Origin of the sequence: Planomicrobium sp. CPCC 101110 (genome assembly GCF_007859395.1) — a bacterium.
Taxonomy (GTDB): domain Bacteria; phylum Bacillota; class Bacilli; order Bacillales_A; family Planococcaceae; genus Planococcus.
This window is the reverse complement of the sequence record NZ_VOHD01000008.1, coordinates 236,224-256,708: the sequence shown is the minus strand read 5'-3', so window position 1 is coordinate 256,708 and position 20,485 is coordinate 236,224. Positions and strand designations below refer to the sequence as shown.

The 20,485-nt window shown below is 48.8% G+C and carries 14 protein-coding genes; 12 read left to right on the top strand and 2 right to left on the bottom strand.

The window, feature by feature from the left end; translation table 11 throughout:
* Positions 1 to 42 precede the first annotated feature (42 nt).
* Positions 43 to 846 (bottom strand): helix-turn-helix domain-containing protein, encoded by an 804-nt coding sequence (locus FQV30_RS13055; protein WP_146500591.1) that lies wholly within the window; start codon positions 844 to 846, stop codon positions 43 to 45.
* A 304-nt stretch (positions 847 to 1,150) separates the two neighbouring features.
* Here FQV30_RS13055 and FQV30_RS13050 point away from each other — a divergent pair, with 304 nt between their 5' ends.
* From FQV30_RS13050 to FQV30_RS13015, 8 genes are all read left to right on the top strand, one after another.
* Entirely contained in the window at positions 1,151 to 3,112 is a 1,962-nt protein-coding gene (locus FQV30_RS13050) for a primary-amine oxidase (protein WP_146500590.1), read from the top strand.
* A gap of 64 nt (positions 3,113 to 3,176) precedes the next feature.
* Positions 3,177 to 3,749, top strand: a complete 573-nt coding sequence (locus tag FQV30_RS13045) for a hypothetical protein (protein WP_146500589.1) — start codon at positions 3,177 to 3,179, stop codon at positions 3,747 to 3,749.
* A 169-nt stretch (positions 3,750 to 3,918) separates the two neighbouring features.
* Entirely contained in the window at positions 3,919 to 5,232 is a 1,314-nt protein-coding gene (locus tag FQV30_RS13040; protein WP_222434331.1) for an ammonium transporter, read from the top strand.
* A 277-nt stretch (positions 5,233 to 5,509) separates the two neighbouring features.
* Positions 5,510 to 6,538 carry a TRAP transporter substrate-binding protein gene (locus FQV30_RS13035; protein WP_146500587.1) on the top strand — a complete coding sequence of 343 codons (1,029 nt, stop codon included), beginning with the start codon at positions 5,510 to 5,512 and terminating at the stop codon, positions 6,536 to 6,538.
* Between the two features lie 272 nt (positions 6,539 to 6,810).
* Entirely contained in the window at positions 6,811 to 8,331 is a 1,521-nt protein-coding gene (locus FQV30_RS13030; RefSeq protein WP_146500586.1) for a phytoene desaturase family protein, read from the top strand.
* A 14-nt stretch (positions 8,332 to 8,345) separates the two neighbouring features.
* Positions 8,346 to 9,203 carry a phytoene/squalene synthase family protein gene (locus FQV30_RS13025; protein WP_146500585.1) on the top strand — a complete coding sequence of 286 codons (858 nt, stop codon included), beginning with the start codon at positions 8,346 to 8,348 and terminating at the stop codon, positions 9,201 to 9,203.
* A gap of 29 nt (positions 9,204 to 9,232) precedes the next feature.
* Positions 9,233 to 10,738 (top strand): phytoene desaturase family protein, encoded by a 1,506-nt coding sequence (locus FQV30_RS13020; protein ID WP_146500584.1) that lies wholly within the window; start codon positions 9,233 to 9,235, stop codon positions 10,736 to 10,738.
* A 397-nt stretch (positions 10,739 to 11,135) separates the two neighbouring features.
* Complete coding sequence (locus FQV30_RS13015; protein ID WP_186725648.1) at positions 11,136 to 11,771, top strand: Type 1 glutamine amidotransferase-like domain-containing protein; 636 nt, start codon at positions 11,136 to 11,138, stop codon at positions 11,769 to 11,771.
* A gap of 180 nt (positions 11,772 to 11,951) precedes the next feature.
* Here the strand turns inward: FQV30_RS13015 and FQV30_RS13010 are convergent, their stop codons facing one another.
* Positions 11,952 to 12,443 carry an SRPBCC domain-containing protein gene (locus FQV30_RS13010; RefSeq protein WP_146500582.1) on the bottom strand — a complete coding sequence of 164 codons (492 nt, stop codon included), beginning with the start codon at positions 12,441 to 12,443 and terminating at the stop codon, positions 11,952 to 11,954.
* A 159-nt stretch (positions 12,444 to 12,602) separates the two neighbouring features.
* Between FQV30_RS13010 and FQV30_RS13005 the strand changes: the two genes are divergently transcribed.
* From FQV30_RS13005 to ltaS, 4 genes are all read left to right on the top strand, one after another.
* The gene (locus FQV30_RS13005; protein ID WP_255473475.1) at positions 12,603 to 13,586 is read left to right on the top strand and encodes an alpha/beta hydrolase; all 984 of its coding nucleotides are present in this window, start codon (positions 12,603 to 12,605) and stop codon (positions 13,584 to 13,586) included.
* 221 nt (positions 13,587 to 13,807) lie between these two features.
* Positions 13,808 to 17,578, top strand: a complete 3,771-nt coding sequence (locus tag FQV30_RS13000; protein ID WP_146500581.1) for a DEAD/DEAH box helicase — start codon at positions 13,808 to 13,810, stop codon at positions 17,576 to 17,578.
* Between the two features lie 4 nt (positions 17,579 to 17,582).
* Positions 17,583 to 18,341, top strand: coding sequence for a hypothetical protein (locus FQV30_RS12995; protein WP_146500580.1), 759 nt, complete (start codon positions 17,583 to 17,585; stop codon positions 18,339 to 18,341).
* 140 nt (positions 18,342 to 18,481) lie between these two features.
* Positions 18,482 to 20,434: a lipoteichoic acid synthase gene (gene ltaS / locus FQV30_RS12990; protein WP_146500579.1), complete on the top strand. Its 1,953-nt coding sequence runs from the start codon at positions 18,482 to 18,484 to the stop codon at positions 20,432 to 20,434.
* Positions 20,435 to 20,485 lie beyond the last annotated feature (51 nt).

Sequence of the window (20,485 nt, the reverse complement as noted above, 5' to 3'; positions counted from 1 at the left end):
AAAAGCGAACCGCCAAAACCTGCGAGGTTTTGGCGGTTCGTTTTATGTCTGCTCTTTTTTATATTGCTTGGGCGTTACCTGCATGAACTTTTTGAAATCCTTGATGAAATGGGCCTGATCATAATAGCCGGTTTCGTGGACGATATCCAGCATATCGGGCTGCTCAGGTGCCAGGAAATAATCGAGCGCGTTCTGGAATTTGACGACTTGCGAAAATTGCTTTGGGGAAAATCCGATATACGCTTCAAACCGCCTGCGGATATACTGTTCGGAACAACCTACGTCAAACGCAACTTCCTGAATGTTGATTGTCCCCTTCGAGCGGTAAATCTCTGCAATGGCATGCTTAACGAGCCGGATCTCTTTATCCAGGTCGACTTTGGCCTGATCCAGAAAAGCCATGAAAGCGCGTATCCGTTCCTGAAACGTACCGGCAACGATCAGTTCCTCGACGATCTTTTGCTCGCCGGGAAACACATCGAACAACTGGATTTGCTGATCCAGCAATTCAGCCATGGGGACCTTGAATTTCAATAGGCTTTGTTCCGGGAAGAACCGTACGCCGAAATACGTGCAATCGGGACTGAATGCCGGCTGTTTCCGCCGGCTGTACGGGCTTGTCCAAAGAAAAGCTGCAGGCTGCGATTCGTCACAGCAAAAAAGAAGGTCAAAACAGCCGTCCGGAATCAAAGAAAGGGCAGGCGGTGAAATGGGATCCGTGGTGAATTGATAAAACAAGGCGACGTCCCGTGCATAACTCAAATGGAGAGGTTTCAGTTCCTGATACTGATTCGTGCGCTGCTGGATTTCCGGCTGGGAAGGAAAATACGTTTTCGGTCTTTCCATTTTATCTCCACCTTTGGTTAATGGATTCTAAAAAAATATGTATGGGAAGTGAATGCCAGTAAAAAGCCCTGCTGCTATTTATCTTTCTTATTATTCCCTTTCTGTTTTATTTTCAGTGTAATCGAAGTGAGAAAAACAAGTGGTATATCATGTTAGTAAATATAACATGAAAATTCAGAAAATATTAAATTTTGTTTCGTTTTTTACAATTTTTTAGCAGAAAAAGCGATTATGATAAGTTTTATCCTAACCAAACACAAATGATTGTTAGGTTTTATAACATAACTGGGAGGTAGATGATTTTATGACGACAAAACCTACACAAGTTGAAAAGCTGGTTCATCCGCTTGAACCGTTGACTGCAGAAGAGATTTCAAAAGCGGTTGCGATTCTTTCCAAAGAACAAAACCTTGCTCCTTCCGTACGGTTCGCTCAAGTGGTCCTGCACGAACCGGCAAAGGAAGTCGTTTTGAACTTCAGCGAGCACGAAGCCCCGGACCGATTGGCTTCGCTTATCATCCTGAAACCCGAAACAAATGAAACCTTCGAAGCGCTCGTGTCGCTGACGACGGAAAGCGTGGCGAAATGGGAATTCGTTCCGGATGCGAAGCCAGGTTTCATCCTTGATGAATTCGACATGGTGGAAGAGCTGGTGAAACAGGATCCCGACTACCAGGCGGCCTTGCTGAAAAGGGGCGTGGCCGACCCAAGCCTCGTCATGGTGGACCCGTGGTCTGCCGGCTATTACAACATAGAAGAAGATGAAGGCAAACGGCTTGTCCGGGCTCTTGCATGGGTTCGGCCGGCTGCAAACGAAAACGGCTATGCGTACCCCATCACCGGGCTGATTGCCGTGGTCGACGTCAATAAGATGGAAATTGTGCGCATTGAGGACTATGGCGTCAAGCCGCTGCCTCCGACCGACGGGGCGTATGTGCCGGAAGAAGCGAAAAGCCATCCGGTCGAAGTTCGGACAGACCTCAAGCCGCTCGACATCATCCAGCCGGAAGGCCCGAGTTTTACATTCGACGGGCATTCGATCGACTGGCAGAAGTGGAAAATCCGTTTCGGTTTTACGCCGCGTGAAGGCCTCGTCCTCCATACGGTCGGCTACGAGGACAAAGGGGCAGTGCGTCCGATTTTATACCGCGCGGCCTTGTCCGAAATGGTCGTCCCATACAGTGACGTGAACCCGGCGCATAACTGGCAGAACGCCTTCGATGCAGGGGAATATGGCATCGGACAGCTGGCGAACTCGCTGGAGCTCGGCTGCGACTGTGTCGGCCATATCCAGTATTTCGATGCGGTCATGGCCAACAGCAAAGGGGAGCCGTTCACGATCAAAAACGCCGTCTGCCTGCACGAGGAAGACTACGGAATCGCCTGGAAACATACCGACTGGCGGACCAATCAAGTGGATGTCCGCCGTTCCCGCCGCCTCGTACTGTCATTCTTCGCGACGGTCGCCAACTACGACTACGGCTTTTTCTGGTCCTTTTATCCGGACGGCACGATCGAATGCGAAGTGAAGCTGACCGGCATTTTGAATGTGGGAGCGCTTGATGAAGGGGAAAAGCCGAAATATGGGACCGAAGTTGCTCCGCAAGTGAATGCGCCGTACCATCAGCATTTCTTCAATTTCCGGATCGACCCGATGATCGACGGAGTGAACAACTCGCTCGTGGAAAGCCATACGGTCGCTGAAAAAGCCGGTCCGGAAAACCCGAACGGCAACGCCTTCTACACTGTCGCCAAAACTTTCAAGACCGAATCGGAGTCTGTCAGCAACATCGATCTTGTCACCCAGAAAACATGGCGGATCGTGAACCCGGAATCGAAAAACCATGTCGGCCAGCCCGTCAGCTATAAAATCGTCACCGGCGAAAACTGCTTTCCGTTCGCGGCCGACAGCGCCACGGTCATCCAGCGTGCCGGGTTCATCAAAAACCACCTGCATGTCACGAAGTTCGATCCGGACCAGATGTATGCGTCCGGGAAATACCCGAACCAGTCCAAAGGAGGCGACAGCTTGGAGCATTACGTCAAAGCGGACCGTCCGATCGAAAACGAGGACATTGTCGTCTGGTACACAATGGGGCATCACCACATTACCCGGACAGAAGATTGGCCGGTCATGCCGACCGCTTACCAAAGCTTCCAGCTGAAACCCGTAGGCTTTTTTGACCGCAATCCGGCGCTGGATCTGCCGCGGCCAACACCGAAAGCGAAATCGTGCGGCATGAAGCAGCCTGACAGCTGCCATTAAACAACTGAAAAGCCGTAGGAGCCGGGAATCGGCTCCTGCAGCTTACGGAAGAGAGGTCATATGTATGCTGATGCTGATCAGTTCCTTGCTTTTAGTAGTCTGTACGCTGTTCTTTTACTGGAACGGCCAGAAGGTGAAAGCCCACGTCAACGCCGCCATGGGGAAATGCGTGGCCATGTCCTACGGGATGGTTTCAAGTACAGCGATCGGTTTGATCATTACGTTTCTACTGCCTGGAGACTTGGCAGTTTCAACCGTCTTGTCAGTCTGCATCAGTTTCCTATTCGCTTTTGGGATCGGAAGGCTATTCGGTTCGACCGGCATCATCGAAGCATCTGCTGCCAGTTTCATGGGGGCGATGATGGGCGCCATGCTTGCAGCGATGGTCCCGCCTGCGCGTGAGCTGTTCATCGTTGTATCGATGGACCTCTTTTATGTATTTGTTGTTTTCGGCCTGCTGTATATGATGGGCCGGGAAGCGGAAAAAACCGCGAACGTCAAAATACAGCTTCGGCTTTTGCCGCTTGCTATGCTTTTGCTCAGCACCGTTTCAGCAGCGGGAATTGGGACTGCTGTTGCGGCGGATGCAAACGGGAACGAAGAAAGCGGGCATCAATCACACGTTCATCCACAGTAAGCAGTCCGATGGATCGCCATAGATCAATAAAATCCATATTTACTAAAGAACAGGAGGAGTTCATATGATCGGAAAAAGCAGCCAGTTTTTCATTTCTTTCCTTATTGTTGTTCTTATATCCGTCTTTTTTGGAGCCACGAGCGCCTTTGCTGCAACACCGGCTGTGCAAATCGACAGTGGTGACACGACATGGATGCTAGTGGCGACAGCGATCGTCATCTTCATGCATGTTCCGGGCCTTGCACTTTTCTACGGCGGCCTGGTAAGTGACCGGAACGTCGTCTCCACGATGATGCACAGTTTCGTCAGTTTGCTTGTTGTCACGATTGTTTGGATGCTATGGGGATATTCGCTGGCATTCGGAACGGACATCGGCGGCTTTATCGGCGGACTTGATTATCTTGGGTTCAACGGGGTGGGGCCTGAAGCGGCATTCGGGACGTACACAATTCCGCATTATATGTTCGCAATATTCCAGGGCGCATTTGCGGCAATCACCGTAGCTATCATTTCAGGCGGCATTGCCGGACGAATCTCTTTCCCTGCCTGGATCTTGTTCAGTGCCGTCTGGGTAACCGTCATTTACGCCCCGATGGCACACTGGGTATGGGGGGGCGGCTGGCTGGCTCAGCTTGGCGAGCTCGACTTTGCCGGCGGGACAGTCGTCCACATTTTATCAGGCGTCAGTGCGCTGACAGCGGCGATCGTCATCGGTCCGCGTTTCGAGCATTTGAAAAAATCGCATTCTCCGCACAACATCGTCCTGTTCCTTATCGGGGCGGCGACGCTTTGGTTTGGCTGGTTCGGTTTTAACGCCGGCAGTGCATTGGCCGCCAATGGCTTGACGGCGTTGGTTTTTGCCAATACGCAAATCGCCGCCGCGGCAGGCGGGCTCGGCTGGCTATTCGTCGAATGGAGCATCCGCCGCAGGCCGACTCTTGTCGGCACGGCAACCGGCGCCATCGCCGGGCTCGTCGGCATCACGCCGGCAGCTGGATTTGTCACGGTGCCAGCCGCTTTGATCATCGGCCTGATTGCTGCCCCTGTCAGCTATTTCGGCATACATTTCGTCAAATCGCGCTTCAAGTACGATGATACGCTCGACGCTTTTGGCGTCCACGGGATTGCGGGGATCTGGGGGGCGCTCGCAACCGGGTTGTTTGCGACGACCGCTGTCAACGAAGCCGGGAAGAACGGCTTGTTTTACGGAAACCCGGAACTGCTGCTGCATCAGGCAATCGGAGTCGGGACCGCACTGGTACTTGGCTGTGCAGGCACGTTCCTCATTCTGAAAGGCATCGGGCTGTTCATGCCGCTGCGCGTGTCAAGAGAGGAAGAAGAAATGGGCTTGGATATCAGTTTTCATGAAGAACCGGCCTATAGTCCATCAAACGCGGAGCCTAAGTCCATGACATATTCCATCAAAAAAGAAGCGCCTATGGATGCACTGCTGAAAACAGATCCGCCTAGACCCAACAGATAAACAAACCTGATATCAGAGATGAAGCTTGAATGCACAAAACTGCCAGCTCGCAGCAAGAGCCGGCAGTTTTTTCAGATTTAAGGTCCGTCCTCTAAGGTTTTCTATTTGAAGAATTGGGAACTAGCAAAGAGTCGGATTTGTCCGGAGTATCACATGAGTTTATAATCAGCATTAAAAATTCAGAATATTTTAATTTCTGGTAGCATAATGTCTTGTTTCAGGTTAAATTGGATTATAGTAAGGGTATAGGGTTTAAAAAAATCAAACGGGAGGGACCATGAAAAAAACAATCGGACTTGCACTGATTATCCTGATTTCACTTACACTGGCGGCATGCGGCAGGCCAAGTGAACAACCTGCCTCGACACAAGAAGAGGGCGGGGAAGAAACCTACACCATCAGAATAGCTTATTTGGTTCCCGAAGAACATTCCGCCCATATCCAATCCCTAAAGTTCAAAGAAAAATTGGAAAAGGAATCCGACGGAAGGCTGACTGTAGAACTGTATCCGAACGGACAACTATATGGTTCAGACCGGGAGGCGATTGAAGCCGTACAATTAGGAAATCTCGAAATGACGATTCCGGCGGTTGCTCCGCTAGCTTCGTTCAATGAGAAATTCCTCGTATTCGATTTGCCGTTTTTGTTCAATGATTATGAATCCGCGTACAGTGCATTGGACGGGGAATTAGGCCAGGAGTTATTGGATAGTCTGGAACAAAACGATTTGAAAGGGCTGGCGTTCGGAGAAAACGGTTTCCGGCATGTTTCCAATAACGAAGGGCCGATAGAATCCCCGGAAGACATGGCTGGCTTGAAATTACGGACGCTCGAAAACCCGCTCCACACCGATACGTTCAAAGCGTTTGGCGCCAATGCCTCCCCATTTGCTTTCGGTGAATTGTATACGGCATTGCAGCAAGGGACATATGATGCAATGGAATGCCCGATTTCTTTATACTATACGAACAAATTTTACGAAGTGCAGGATTACTTGACGTTGACGGGCCACGTCTATGCAGCGGCGATTTTATTGGCGAACAACGATTTCTATAATGGATTGCCGGAAGATCTGCAGGGGCTGGTCATGGAAGCGTCCGAAGAATTCCGTGATGAACAGCGTGAACTTGCCCAGCAGCAGGACGTGGAATTTTTGGAGCAACTGAAATCTGAAGGCATGCAAGTGAACGACTTGACGGCCGAGCAGCGTGATGAATTCCGCCAGGCAGCACAATCTGTTTATGAGAAATACGAAAGCCAGATAGGCAAGGATTTGATTGACCGCGCATTGGCGGCAAACGATTAAACTGTTTCAGCAAAGAACCGGCGAATCAGTATGGACCGCTATTTTCAGGCAAGAATAACAGGCGCCGTTCTACACATGGGAACGGCGCCTGTTTCTGCTGGCTGGTTGGATATTTCTGATTTTCAGCCCTTACTGATGCTTATGCACGTTGTACAAAACCTATACAGCCAATGTTTCAAACCTTATAGGCAGGGAATAAATAGGACTAATACATTGTATTGCTTAGGTTGATTGTACAGCGTCTTATTATAAGGAGAATTGAGGAGATCTGATTGAAAAAGAGTGTCAGTGTTATCGGGGCAGGCGTCGCTGGACTTGCAAGCGCTTGCCGGCTGCAGCATGCTGGATATGAAGTCAAGTTATATGAAAAAGAAGCTTTGCCTGGCGGAAAGATGCATAGGATCCAACAAGATGGCTACCAGTTCGACTTGGGGCCGACTATTGTCATGATGCCGGAACTTTACCGTGAAGTGTTTGAAGTGTGCGGTGTCGACCCGGATGATTATATCCCGATGGAGCGCCTGGACCCTATGTATAGTGTGTTTTTTGAAGGAGAGCCGGATGAGCATTATGAAATCAGTTCAGATCTTATCAAATTGACCAAAACGCTCGAGTCGTTCGGGGAAGAAGATGCGCTGGGCTTTTTCAAATATATACAGGAGATCTACAGCCGTTTTGTAGTGGCCAAAGAACATTTCCTTCAAAAACCTTTCCGCAAACCAACGGACTTCTACAATCCGGCAGTGCTGCGCCAAGGCCTCAAACTGAAGACTTTCGACAACGCGGATTCATTTATCAGCAAATACATCAAAAACGAACGCCTGAAGCAAATGATCAGTTTCCAAACCTTATACATCGGTGTTTCTCCTTACAGCGGGCCTTCGCTTTACACGATGATCCCGATGATCGAGTTCCTTTATGGCGTATGGTTCATCAAGGGCGGGATGTATACGCTTGCGCAATCCCTTGAACGGTTGTTTCTGGAAATGGGCGGTACCGTCCAGTACAACTCCCCTGTGGACGAGATTGTCATCGAAGATGGGCAGGCGATAGGCATTCAACTGAACGGCGAATTCATTCCGTCGGATTTTGTGATGTGCAATGCCGATTTTCCGTATGCGATGAAAAATCTTGTTTCAGAACCAAAGGCAAAAGGGAAATACACCGATAAGAAAATCGACAGCATGAAATACTCCTGTTCCTGCTTCCTGATGTATCTTGGAATGGACAAGAAGTACGACGAAGTGCCGAATGCCCATAACTTTATCTTCAATGAAGAGCTTGAACGGAATTTGAATGATATCTTTTCAGGAAAACGCCTCGACACAGCGTCATTCTACGTCTATATTGGTTCTAAGCTCGATCCGGCCTTAGCGCCTGAAGGGAAGGACGGATTGTACGTCCTTGTTCCTGTTTCTGATAAGTCGTGTTCCCAATATGAATGGGACGATGAAACGATCCAGCATTACCGCAGCAATATACTGGATGCTTTGGAAAAAATCAAGGGCTTTGAGAATGTGAAGCAGGAAATCGTCTCTGAATCGTATATGACACCGCCCGATTTCGAACGGCGCTTCAATGCCTATAACGGAGCCACTTTCGGCCTTCAGCCAACACTCGCGCAAAGCAACCATATGCGTCCCCAAAGTAAAGCCACCCATTGTGAGAACCTTTACTTTACGGGAAGCAGTACACATCCGGGTGCCGGTGTTCCGATTGTCTTGTTGTCCGCCCGAATCGCTACAGAAGAACTGTTGCATGATGACAAAGGAATCCTATTCCACACCCGCTGAAAGGGGAGTTTTCCATGACTGCTCAAATGTCTGTCCGAGACGACTTTGCGTTTTGCGAAGAAATCATTAAACGGCACTCGAAAAGTTTCTATTACGCCTTCTCAAGACTTCCCGAAGAAAAAGCCCGTGCTGTCTATGCCATTTATGCGTTTTGCCGGACAGCGGATGACAGCGTTGATGAAAACCGTGGAAGTTCAGCTCAGCTGACAGCCTTGGACAAATTGACGGACGAACTCCGTCGCTTTGGCCAAAAACAGGAGATCAACCATCCGTTGTGGCGCGCTTTGCGTGTGGTGTTCGACACTTATGAAATGGATTTCGAGCCATTCTACGACCAGATCAAAGGGCAGCGGATGGACATCTCGTTTTCCACCCCAAAAACGCTGGAGGATGTTGAAACCTACAGCTATTACGTGGCAGGATCGGTCGGCCGCATGCTTTTGCCGATCATCGCTTCCGGTTCCAAAGTGGATTGCACAGACGCAGCCATCAGTCTCGGCGTGGCGATGCAATTGACGAATATTTTAAGGGATGTAGGCGAAGACTACCGCGAGAAAGGAAGAATCTATCTTCCTGCCGAGGAGCTTCAAAGAGCCGGCTACCGCGTCAGCCAGTTGGCCAATTCGGAGATCACCGATAGTTTTATCCAGGTTTGGGAAGCGATGGCCAACCGGGCTGAGGTTTTGTATGACGAATTTCTTGAATGCATTTCGAACTTTGATAAAGACAGCCGGATGCCTGTTCAAGTCTCGGCGCAAGTTTACCGGGGAATTTTAACGAGCGTCCGCCAAAACAATTATGACTGCTTTGCCCAGAAAAACTTCGTGACAAAACGGGAAATGATCCGGATTTTAACGGAGTCGATGGGCTGAAAAACTTTGGAAAGAAGGACGGTACCCGTATGACGAATCCCAACAAATCCGTACTCGTGATCGGGGGAGGCCTTGGAGGCTTGTCTGCCGCCATATCTCTTGCGCAAAACGGGTACTCTGTATCTTTATATGAGAAGAATGCGCACCTGGGCGGAAAGCTGAACCGCCTGGAACAGGACGGTTTCGGTTTCGACCTCGGCCCGTCCATTTTGACGATGCCGCATGTTTTCGAAAAGCTGTTCCGCGGAAGCGGGAAGCGGATGGCTGACTATGTGCCGATCAAGCGGCTGGACCGCGAGTGGCGTTCGTTCTTTCCGGACGGCACGGTGCTAGATTTATACGGAGACCTTCGTTCGATGGAACGGGAGAACCCTTGGCTTAGCCGCCAGGACATAAAAGAGTATCATGCGTTCTTGAAATATGCGAAGCGGCTTTATGACACGACCGAAGCCGGCTATTTTGAAAAGGGCCTGGACACGACAAAAGAAATCATTGCCGAGCAGGGAGTTATATCGTCTCTAAAAGGATTTGATTTGATTTCGACGATGCACGGGGCGATTGCCAAGCGGATCAGCAATCCCCATCTGCGGGATATGCTCTCCTATTTCATCAAATATGTCGGCTCTTCTCCGTATAGCGCACCCGCGGTTCTCAATATGATGATCTACATGCAGCATGCCCAGGGCTGCTGGTATGTGCCGGGCGGGATGCATAAACTTGCGGAAGGCTTGGCGAAACTCGCTAAGGAGGAAGGCGTCGAACTCCATACGGGCCTTGGCGTCATGCAAGTGTTCACCAATAAAAACAGGGAAATCACGGGCGTGGAGCTTGAAGACGGATCTGTGAAAACAGCCGAATATTATGTGTCCAATATGGAAGTGATCCCGTTCTATAAAAAGATGGTCGCTGCCGATAAGAAGTTTGTACGGAAGCTGGAAAAGAAATATGAACCGGCAAGCTCCGGCCTTGTACTGCATCTCGGGGTGAAAAAGGAATATCCTTTCTTGAACCACCACAATTTCTTCTTTTCGGAGAACCTGCATGAACAGATGGAGAAAGTGTTCAAAAAGCACCAGCTGCCGGATGACCCAACCATTTACGTGGTCAATACCAACAAAACCGACCCATCACAAGCGCCTCCCGGCCACGAAAACTTGAAAATTCTGCCGCATATTCCTTACATACAGAAGAATCCATTCTCAGCAGAAGACTATCTGGAATTCGAGAAACGCGTCCTTGAAAAGTTGGAGCGCATGGGTTTGCATGGCCTGCGCGACAACATCGTGACGCGCGATGTCTGGACGCCGCACGATATTGAACGCACTTACGGCTCCGACCGAGGCGCCATTTACGGCACGGTTTCCGACAAAAAGACGAATAGGGGATTCAAGCATCAAAAACAAAGCGCCCTCTACGACAACCTTTATTTTGTCGGCGGAACAGTAAACCCTGGTGGCGGCATGCCGATGGTTACACTGAGCGGCCAGCAAGTGAGCGATAAAATCGTGAAGCGCGAAGCGGCACAGAAACGGTGAAAGAAAAACAGGCCAAAGCTAGGGAACAACGAAAAATAAGACTCCCGTTTTTCGAAGCGGGGTCTTATTTTTCGTTAAAAAGGGGAAAGGCGGTTATCGGATTGAAATGGCGATGGGCTTTGGAGAAGGAGGAGTTTCGTGCTGGACGCTTTCCCTTATTTGGCTTGTGTTGGTGTTCAAGCAGCTAACTAAAACTTTGCTGTTCAACTTGGATTCGCATTAGTATGGGATGCTATGAATTCATATACAGCAGAAATGAAGAGAAGCGTAGGCATTGAAATAGTTTGTTCATTGATAGAACAAAACTGGAGCATTGTCTAACCTTTGAATCGGGTTCTTGCAAAGTTTGACGGAATAAAAGAAGCTATAGTGAATCAATATGAAAGAGGTGTTCAAAATGGGGAAATTGTTCTTTTATAGTGACCAAGTAGTTGAATCTTTTGGCAATCAAAGATTGGATCATATGCTTTTCGATAGCAGGAATACTAAAAACACTAAAATAGGCTACATTCCTTCTACAGAAGATCGGGAGAAAACGTATTTCGATATAAAAACGCAATATTACCGCCGTTATGGAGTTCAAGATTTTATGTTTTTTGACCTTTACAGTGAGTTTGATTCCTCAAAGATTGATGAATTAGCAGAATGCGACATACTTCATCTTTCTGCCGGAAATCCGATAAAATTCAGAAATGCTATCGAGCATCGAAAAATGGATAAGTTCCTACGTGATTTTTTCAATCAGGGAGGAACAGTTGTAGGGGTTAGTGGCGGAGGGGTTCAGCTTGGGAAATCCATTAAGTTGTTTCAGATATTTACAGGGGATTCTGATAATGAATTAGAAGGATTGCAACTTGTTGATTTTGAATTTTTACCTCATTACAATCGCTGGAATGAAGATTATAAAGAAGCGGTTCGCAGCTATGCTGAAAACACCGGAACGACAGTTTATGCGGCAAATGATGGAGATGGAATCCTTGTTGAAGAAGGGGAAATCCAGATAGTTGGTGACATTGCAATGATCGACGGTTAAAAATGAGTTCCGAGTGTTAGAAGGCGCCTATGAAATGAAGAAAGAATTTAAAGTATTTTATTCATCGGCTATTGAAACTGGGAAATGATCCATTCTCATTTTCAGCCGCGCAAAAAAGCCCGGAAAATTTTAGGGCGTTTCTTAAAAGTTTGAAAGCTGATGCGTCTGTGGATTCGGCATTTAAGGTTCCCCGGCTTGCTTTTCGGTAAAGCTCGCGAGGTTTTCGAGTGTGGAATTCAGACCGGCGTCATGATCTTCTTTCCGGATTCCTTCCGGAACGTTTTCGCAAATGATGGTGACCTTCGTGCCTTCCAAGACGGATTCCAAATACCATGTCTGGATCATCTCACCCGAGAACGCCGGGTCTTCAGAATCAAATTGGACAGATAGGGAAATTTTTCTGTCAGGAACTAACTCCAGGAATTTCCCATGGGTTACGTCGGTATCTTTTGAAGTCTTTCCGAAGTTCGAGTCCTCCCTTTCATAGGTCAAAGTCATCTTATAAGTCCCGCCCTCATAGGGCTCAAATACATCAATGAAGGCTGACATTCCTTTGGGCGGAAGCCACAAAATCAATTCTTCCGGATTCATAAATGCCTGATAAATGGTTTTTGGCATTGCTTCAATCACTCTTGAAGCGGAATCGATTCTGTTATAGGGCAGCTGTGCCATGATAACACCCTCCTGATTTGTGTGTACTGTAGTATACCCAAGCTGGGCCGGAAATTATTCTGGACATCTCCCGTTATCAAAAATTCAGATGATTATAGATACAGCCGATTCATACTTTATATATGGCAAGGCTATTTTGAAGGAGGTTATATCTTGAAAGTGTCCCGCAGAATGGTTGATAGGCAATTACGGTTCAGAGGGATGTTATTGAGCCGGCTGGTGCAGAAATCGACCGAAGCCAAGTTTATTCAATCGATGCAGAATTCCAAAAAACAGATGGATAAAACGTTCAAAGGGAAAAACGCAGAAGGGCTGGAGTGCAGCAAAGTATGGGTCAGCCGGAAAGATGCTTCCAAGATTCGTGTGCGCATCTATAAACCGCTCCGTCTGGAAAACGAGGTGCCTGGTGTATTGTGGATTCACGGAGGCGGATATGCACAAGGAGTTCCTGAGATGAGCGGGAAAATGTATAAAAAGCTGATCGAAACAAGTGCTTGTATCATTGTTGCGCCTGACTATCGCCTGTCGATTGACGCCCCTTATCCGGCAGCATTTGACGATTGCTATGAGGTGATGGTATGGATGAAAACCCATGCGAAAGAGCTGGGCATCCGGGACAGCCAGCTCATGGTGGGCGGAGAAAGTGCCGGCGGCGGCTTGACTGCTGCGCTTACGCTGTATGCAAGGGACAAAGGCGAAGTGAATATCGCTTTTCAAATGCCTCTCTACCCTATGATCGATGACCGGATGCTGACCGACTCGGCAAGAGAGAATAACGCCCACGTCTGGAACTCGGACACCAACCGCTGGGCATGGAAGCTCTATCTAGGCGAACTGTTCGGCAAAGAAGTGCCGGCTTATGCAGCAGCCGCGCGGGCAGCCGATTACCGTTCCTTGCCGCCAACCGTCACGTTTGTAGGCGATATCGAACCATTCAGGGATGAAACAATCCAGTATGTGGAAAATCTGAAGCAGGCAGGAGTTCCGGTTGATTTTGAAATATATAAAGGTGCTTATCATGGCTTCGATATCATTCACCCGAAGGCCGAGATAAGCAAGGCAGCGACAGGCTTTTTGATGAGTTCGTTCAAATATGCAACAGAGCATCACTTTGCAGAACAGAAAGATGGAAAAGCAGAATGAAAAAATGTCATCCATAGAAAAGCGGAGCCGAAGGGGTCTGCTTTTTTTTGCGGCTTTTTTGGACAGGAGTGGATGTTCTGTCTGGAAGAATTCGTTTGATATAAAGTTCACAAGTTCGAAAGAAAAATTCCCTCAATAGATGGTATGATGATTAGATGCAAAACATATCAGATGGAATGCTTTAATCGAGCAGCTTCTTCAGTTTTAGAACAGGTGATGGAATGGTTAACACAAATAGCAGCATACACAAAACGTCCATGAGAATAACAAAGACCGCTTCGGAAAAAATGAGGGGGTTCGGCATCGACGAACGCTCGTTTTTTGTCGGGGGCGAACCTTTCAAGGTGTTTATCGAACGGTATCCTTCAAGTCCGGATGGCGGCCTTTCGGTTGCGCTGATTTTCAGCCAGGCTGAAAACAGCCGGCTGGCAGCGAAGGAACTGAATCAGCTGATTGTCTTACACTGCATCTTCACGAACCATCAAATGCTTTTGACGAATGTGACGCTCCGGAAAGCGTACGGCGCGCTTGGGACGAACTGGCAGCGGGAAGAACAGGTCGTTTTCGAAAACTCCCGGGAACCGGCTCCGGTGGCATTCATCAATCTGATCAACCGGATGACGCCGGCGAAAGAAAGTTCCGATTATGTGAAAAAGCGGATTGGCAGCTGGGAAGGCTACCTGAAGATCCAGGAGCGCGGAATGGACATTCCGGACATCAAGACAAGTTATTCGAAACTGGCGTTCAGCCATGATTTCAGCCGCATCACGTTGACTGGCTGCGGATTGAAGGACAACGAGTGGAAAACGCTGAAAAACTTGAGTGTGCGGCTTACGGGAATTGACGGGGATGTCGGAACCGTGATCAAAGCCGCGAACCGGGCAGTGGAAATCGAACTTCAAAATGGCATCGTCAAACAGCTCCGGGAGAAAGGGCACTCGCTTCATAAAAAAGAAGTGGTTTTCAGCAATTTCGCGGCGTTGAGCCAGATCAGGAGGCTGCGCCAGGGCTTCACCAACCTGGAAAAAGGCCTGGCGGTCAATCCCAACCTCGACCGGCTGTTGTTTGAAGAAAAGCCGCCGGTCAAGCCGCTCAAGCAAATGGAGAAGCTAAGCTTCCACAACCGGCTGAATGAGTTCCAGCAGCAGGCGGTTTCAGGAGCGGTGTCGGCTGAAGATTTGTATGTCATCCAAGGGCCGCCGGGAACGGGGAAAACAACGGTTATCGCAGAGATTTGCCTCCAGAACGCGAAAAAAGGATTGAAGACGCTCGTCGCTTCGCAATCGAATCTGGCGGTTGACAACGCCCTTGGCCGCTTGCTGGCCAATAAGGACATCCGGATTCTTCGAGTCGGTCGGACCGAAAGCATTGAAGAAGAAGGAAAAAAATTTATCGAAGAAAACGTCGGCCAGTATTGGAAAGAGAATACGTTAAAAGAAATTACGGCCCAATACGAAACGCGCAAAAAACGCGCATCCGAGCTGGCAAGGGAACTGGAAGCTGCTGAACGGGCTTACAATGAGCTGCAGCCAGTTTATGAAGGTTCGGCAAAAGCAGTCGAAGAGAAAAAAGCAGCGCAGGAGCAGAAGCGTGAAATCCAATCGCTTTTGAAAAAAGAGCAAAACAACTTAACGGCATTCGAGTTTCAAAAAGAACAGGCGGTCCGCCAAAAGCGGGAGCTCACAGAAAAGCTGGAGGCGGTCGAAAAATTGATCGCCAAGAATCTGGCATTGCTTGAAAGCAGGACCTTCGAGTGGTTCGAAGAAGAGCAAAAGCGAGTCTCTGATAATATCCAGCAGCTTGAACGCGCCCGCCTCTTCCAAGGGCTTGAAAAAGAGTTGGCTGGCTTGAAGAAGGACATGGCTGTGATTTCCGGAAAGCGGGACCGAATGGCGGCTGTTATCGAAGCGCAGAAAGCCGTGCTTCTTGAAGCCGAAAGCGTGAAAAAAGTGGATGGCTTGATGCAGGTGATGGCTGAACAAAAGATCGAAGAAGTTCCAGCCATTACCTATCTGATCAACAAATTGGAAGCGAACCGTGAAAACATCGATGCGTGGGGGAAATTGAAAAAATACAATGAACTGATTTCGGCTGCAATCACCTATGTGGAACCGTTGGCAGCATCTGCAAACCTCTCTATCGAAGAGTTGAAGCAAAAGGCAAGCGCAGCAACAGAAGCCTTTACTTCTTCTGACCTCGACCGGTTTCTGGAAAAGTTGAGGGCGGCGCTGAAAAGCCGGCAGCGGAACGATCCGGCCGTTTTGGCAGGGGCGCTTACAGGATTGTACAAGCGCCAGAACGATTTATGGAGAAGAGGCGCGAAACTAAAAACCGCGGACGTTTACATAGAAGAGTCGAAGCGGGCGTTTCAGGAATTGAAGAAAGTGCTGTGCGGAGAACTTTTGAAACAGCAGCAGCATTCCTTTGCTTTGGACCAGAAGTGGCTCGAAGACCTCGAAACAAAGCGGCTCGAAGCAGTTCCGCTTGAACGGCAAGTCCGCCAGCTGTCTGATGCTGCACATATTTCGGCCAATATCGAAGAGGGCATCTATGAAGAGAAAGCCCGGCTCATCGAACTTGGAAAAGAGAAAGCCGCCTATGAACAGGCGGAGCAAAGCTTGAAAGAACTTCAAGCTGAACGCATACAGGAAACGGATGCACTTGAGGAAAACAAAGGAAAGCTCGCCGAGATCGATGCGAAAAAGGGCCGCTTGCAGGAATGGATAGCGAACGAAGAACAAGAATTGGACGCTTTAGAAGGAGTCCTTTCTTCCAGCCCCGAGACGGAATACGAAGAAGCGGCCAAAAAAATGGCCAGTCTTTCATTCACCCAGGAATCCCTCAAGCAGGAACAGAAAAACTTGCCTTTGCTTCAGTCGATCCAGAAAAAATGGCTGGATTTGCTGGAAGGGGCCAACGATCATGACTTGGACGAAATCCGCAAATTGTACATCAAGCACGCCAACGTGATCGGGACGACGTGCGTCGCTTCGGCGCGCAAGGATTTTATCGACAACTACCCGGTGTTTGATGTGGTCATTATCGATGAAGTGTCGAAAGCAACGCCGCCGGAACTGCTGTTGCCGATGTTGAAAGGCAGGAAAGTCATTTTGGTCGGGGATCACCACCAATTGCCGCCACTTCTTGGCAATGACACATTAGAAGAAACGCTCGAGGAAATGATCAAAGAAAACAGCGGATTTGAAGAGAAGCGGGAACTTGAGAAGCTTTTGGAAGAATCGCTGTTCGAGCGTTTGTACAAAAACTTGCCGGAGGCGAACAAGACGATGCTTGCCATTCAATACCGGATGCACGCGGATATTATGGAAACAATCTCGCCGTTCTATGAACTGGAGGACAAGCAATTGCAATGCGGGCTTCCCGATTCCGACCGGGACCGCGACCATTTGCTCGAATCAAACATGGTGAGCCGCAGCAATCACCTCATGTGGCTCGATTTGCCGAATGAACCGGCTTATTTTGAAGAACGCATGAGCGGCGGCAAAAGCCTCTATAATCCTGCGGAACTCCAGGAAATCAGCCGATTGCTCGTGGAGATGAACGACGCGGCGGCGAAAGCGAAGCAAGAAGGAAGAATAGGGGCTGACCATCTGAAAAGCGTGGGCGTCATCTCTTTCTACGGGGAACAAGTCAAGCGGTTGCAGCGGATGATCGATCAAGAGCTGCGTTTGCCGCACTTGACGATCCGGACAGGGACGGTCGACCGGTTCCAAGGAAGCGAGATGGAAATCATCCTGCTCAGCATGGTGCGCAACAACCAAAACAAGCACGGCGATATCGGCTTTGCGAAGGATTACCGCCGGTTGAACGTGGCTTTATCGCGCGCGAAAGAGCTGCTTGTGTTGATCGGCAGTTCCGAGATGTTTACGGAGCGCGCGAAAAAGGACGAAACGAAAGCGATGTATCGGCACGTCCTGCAAGTCGTCAAACAGAAAAACGGCTTGAAAGCATTGCAGGGCAGCAGGGGGTGAAGGGATGGACAAACTCATAAAGGATCTGCGGTCGGATTTGCTGGGAAATCCGGATGTTTCGATCATCAAGACGGCGCGCTGGCAGCTGCCGGCCGTTTCATATGAAGTCACTTTCAGCCAGGTGAAGCGGTTCAAGATGGATATCCTGATGAAAATGCTGCTTTTCGCTTTTCAGGAAACGGATATCCGACGAGCCGCCGCTTTAGCCGACATGCTGCTTGTGGAAGAGCTGTTTATCCGCGACTTGATCGGGAAGATGGAGAGGACTCAGCTGATCCATCTTGGAAATAAAGGTTATATGCTTACGCCAAAGGGGCATGAATATCTCGGAAAAGGCATTTTTGAAGAAGACATGGAAGAGGGGCAGGCGCTGGTCGCATATAGCGCTGTGCATGATGAGTACCGATTAGCGGACGGCAACGAAGCTGTGGAAGGGGAAGGGACGCTTCCGGTTTACCGCTATGCAGTGGAAGGGACGGTGGATTGGGACCGTCTGCAGGAGCTTCTTGCCAAAGAAGAGTTTGGTTCCGCTGAAGATGATTTTCAAACGATCGTTACAGATATTGTGGGCTGTGAAGAGCACAGTGCACAGCCTGTTCCGTGCGTCGAATTTCAATTGTACGACCGGAAGCAGGACATTTTTTATGCCCGGGTGTGGAGCGGGCTGGCCGGCGGCTGGGATGAAAAGCTGGAGAAGCAGATTGAAGAAAAAGAAGTGGTGAAATGGCGGGCTGATGGCTTAAAAGACCGGAAGGAACCTTAAGCTGTCTTTTTGCGTCCCATTCTAGTAAAATGGAAATTGGTATTATTTATATAAACTTCGCTTGGAGTGGTTTAGCTTCAGGCTTTTTTAATTCAATGTCTCAAAATGCCTTGTGAAGTTCAATTATGAGAAGGTGCAATATGAAAAAAATTAACATGATGAGTAAAGAGACTTTTAACAAGTATATGCCTTTTTTCCTGCTGGCTGTTGTGATGCTATGGATGAAGACATACGTATCCCAGAAAACGCAATTTAAATTGGATGTCGACGGCGTGCTTCAAGAATTGCTGCTGTTCATCAATCCACTGGGATCTGCGCTGCTATTTTTGAGCTTGTCGCTCTTTTTCAAAGGGACACGGAAGTACATATCCCTCTTGGCAATCTACACGCTGATGTCGGTTCTGTTGTATTCGAACGTGGTTTACTACCGGTTTTTCAGCGATTTTATCACGCTGCCGACTTTGTTCCAAACACAGAATTTCGGTGACCTGGGAGGAAGCGTGCTAACGCTGATCCAGCCAACCGATGCGTTGTTCTTTGTTGATGTGGTTTTCCTGTCTCTTTTGGTGTTCTCCAAAAAGTTCAAGAAAGATCCGGGAAGCTTCAAGAACAAAGTAGCTGTTTCGGTTGTCACGGCGGCTTTGGCAATCTCGTTCTTCAACCTGGCAATGGCTGAAGGAGACCGCCCGCAGCTGCTGACGCGCGGCTTTGACCGCAATTACATCGTCAAGTACCTAGGGATGTACAATTACGCGATTTATGACACCGTGGAAAGCTTGAAGTCTTCCTCACAGCGAGTGATGGCCGATAGCGACGACAGCACAGAAGCGTTGAATTACACGAAATCCAATTATGCCGAACCGAATAAAGCATATTTTGGCGCGGCAGAAGGCATGAACGTGGTTTACCTGCACTTGGAATCGTTCCAGACGTTTCTGATGAATTATGAATTGAACGGGGAAGAAGTTACACCGTTTTTGAATTCATTGATCGAAGACGAAAATACGATGTATTTCGATAATTTCTTCCATCAGACGGCACAAGGCAAAACATCGGATGCGGAGTTCATGCTCGAAAATTCGCTGTTTGGCCTGCCGAAAGGGTCAGCCTATATTACGAAAGGCAAAAACACGTACCAGGCGGCTCCTGCCATCCTGAAAGACAAAGGCTATGAATCGGCGGTCTTCCACGGCAACAATGCGACATTCTGGAACCGCTCTGAAATCTACAAGTCTTTCGGCTATGACCATTTCTTCGATATCGAGTCGTATACCAACCTGGAAGAAAAGGATATGGCAGAGTACGGTGTGCTTGATAAGCCGTTCTTTGAACAATCGGCGGATCTTCTTGAAACGCTGCCTGAACCTTTCTATACGAAGTACATCACGGTGGCGCATCACTTCCCTTACCATATCGACCAGGAATTGACGACCATCGAAAAAGGCACGACAGGCGATCCGAGTGTCGATAATTACTTCCAGACCGCCCGCTATGCGGACGAAGCGATCGAGCAGTTTTTTGCCGAGCTGGAACAGTCCGGCCTGGCTGACAATACGATGATTGTCATGTACGGCGACCATTACGGAATTTCAGACAACCATAACCAGGCAATGGAACAAGTGCTTTCAAAAGAAATCACCCCTGTTGAAAATGCCAAACTGCAGCGTGTCCCATTGTTCATCCACGTGCCCGGCTTAGAAGGCGGCATCAACCATACGTATGGCGGACAAATTGACCTTCTGCCGACTGTGATGCATTTGCTGGGCGTTGAAACGCAGGATTATGTGCATTTCGGTACGGACTTATTGTCCAAGGAACATGAGGAACTTGTCACGTTCAGGAACGGCGATTATGTCAGCCCGGAAATCTACGCGCTGAACGATACGTTCTATGATCCCGAAACCGGCTTGCCGCTTGAAGAAGACCAGCTGGAGCAAGCTGAAGAATTCAAGCAGCGCGGAGAATATGAATTGTATCTGTCGGACCAAGTAGTCAATGGAGACTTGCTGCGGTTCTACACGCCGGAAGGCTTCACGCCAATCAATCCGGCAGATTACAATTATCAGGCGAAAGCGGTTGAAGAAGCAGAATAATTGATGAAAGAACGAATCCTTCTAAAGAGGATTCGTTCTTTTTTTGTGGTC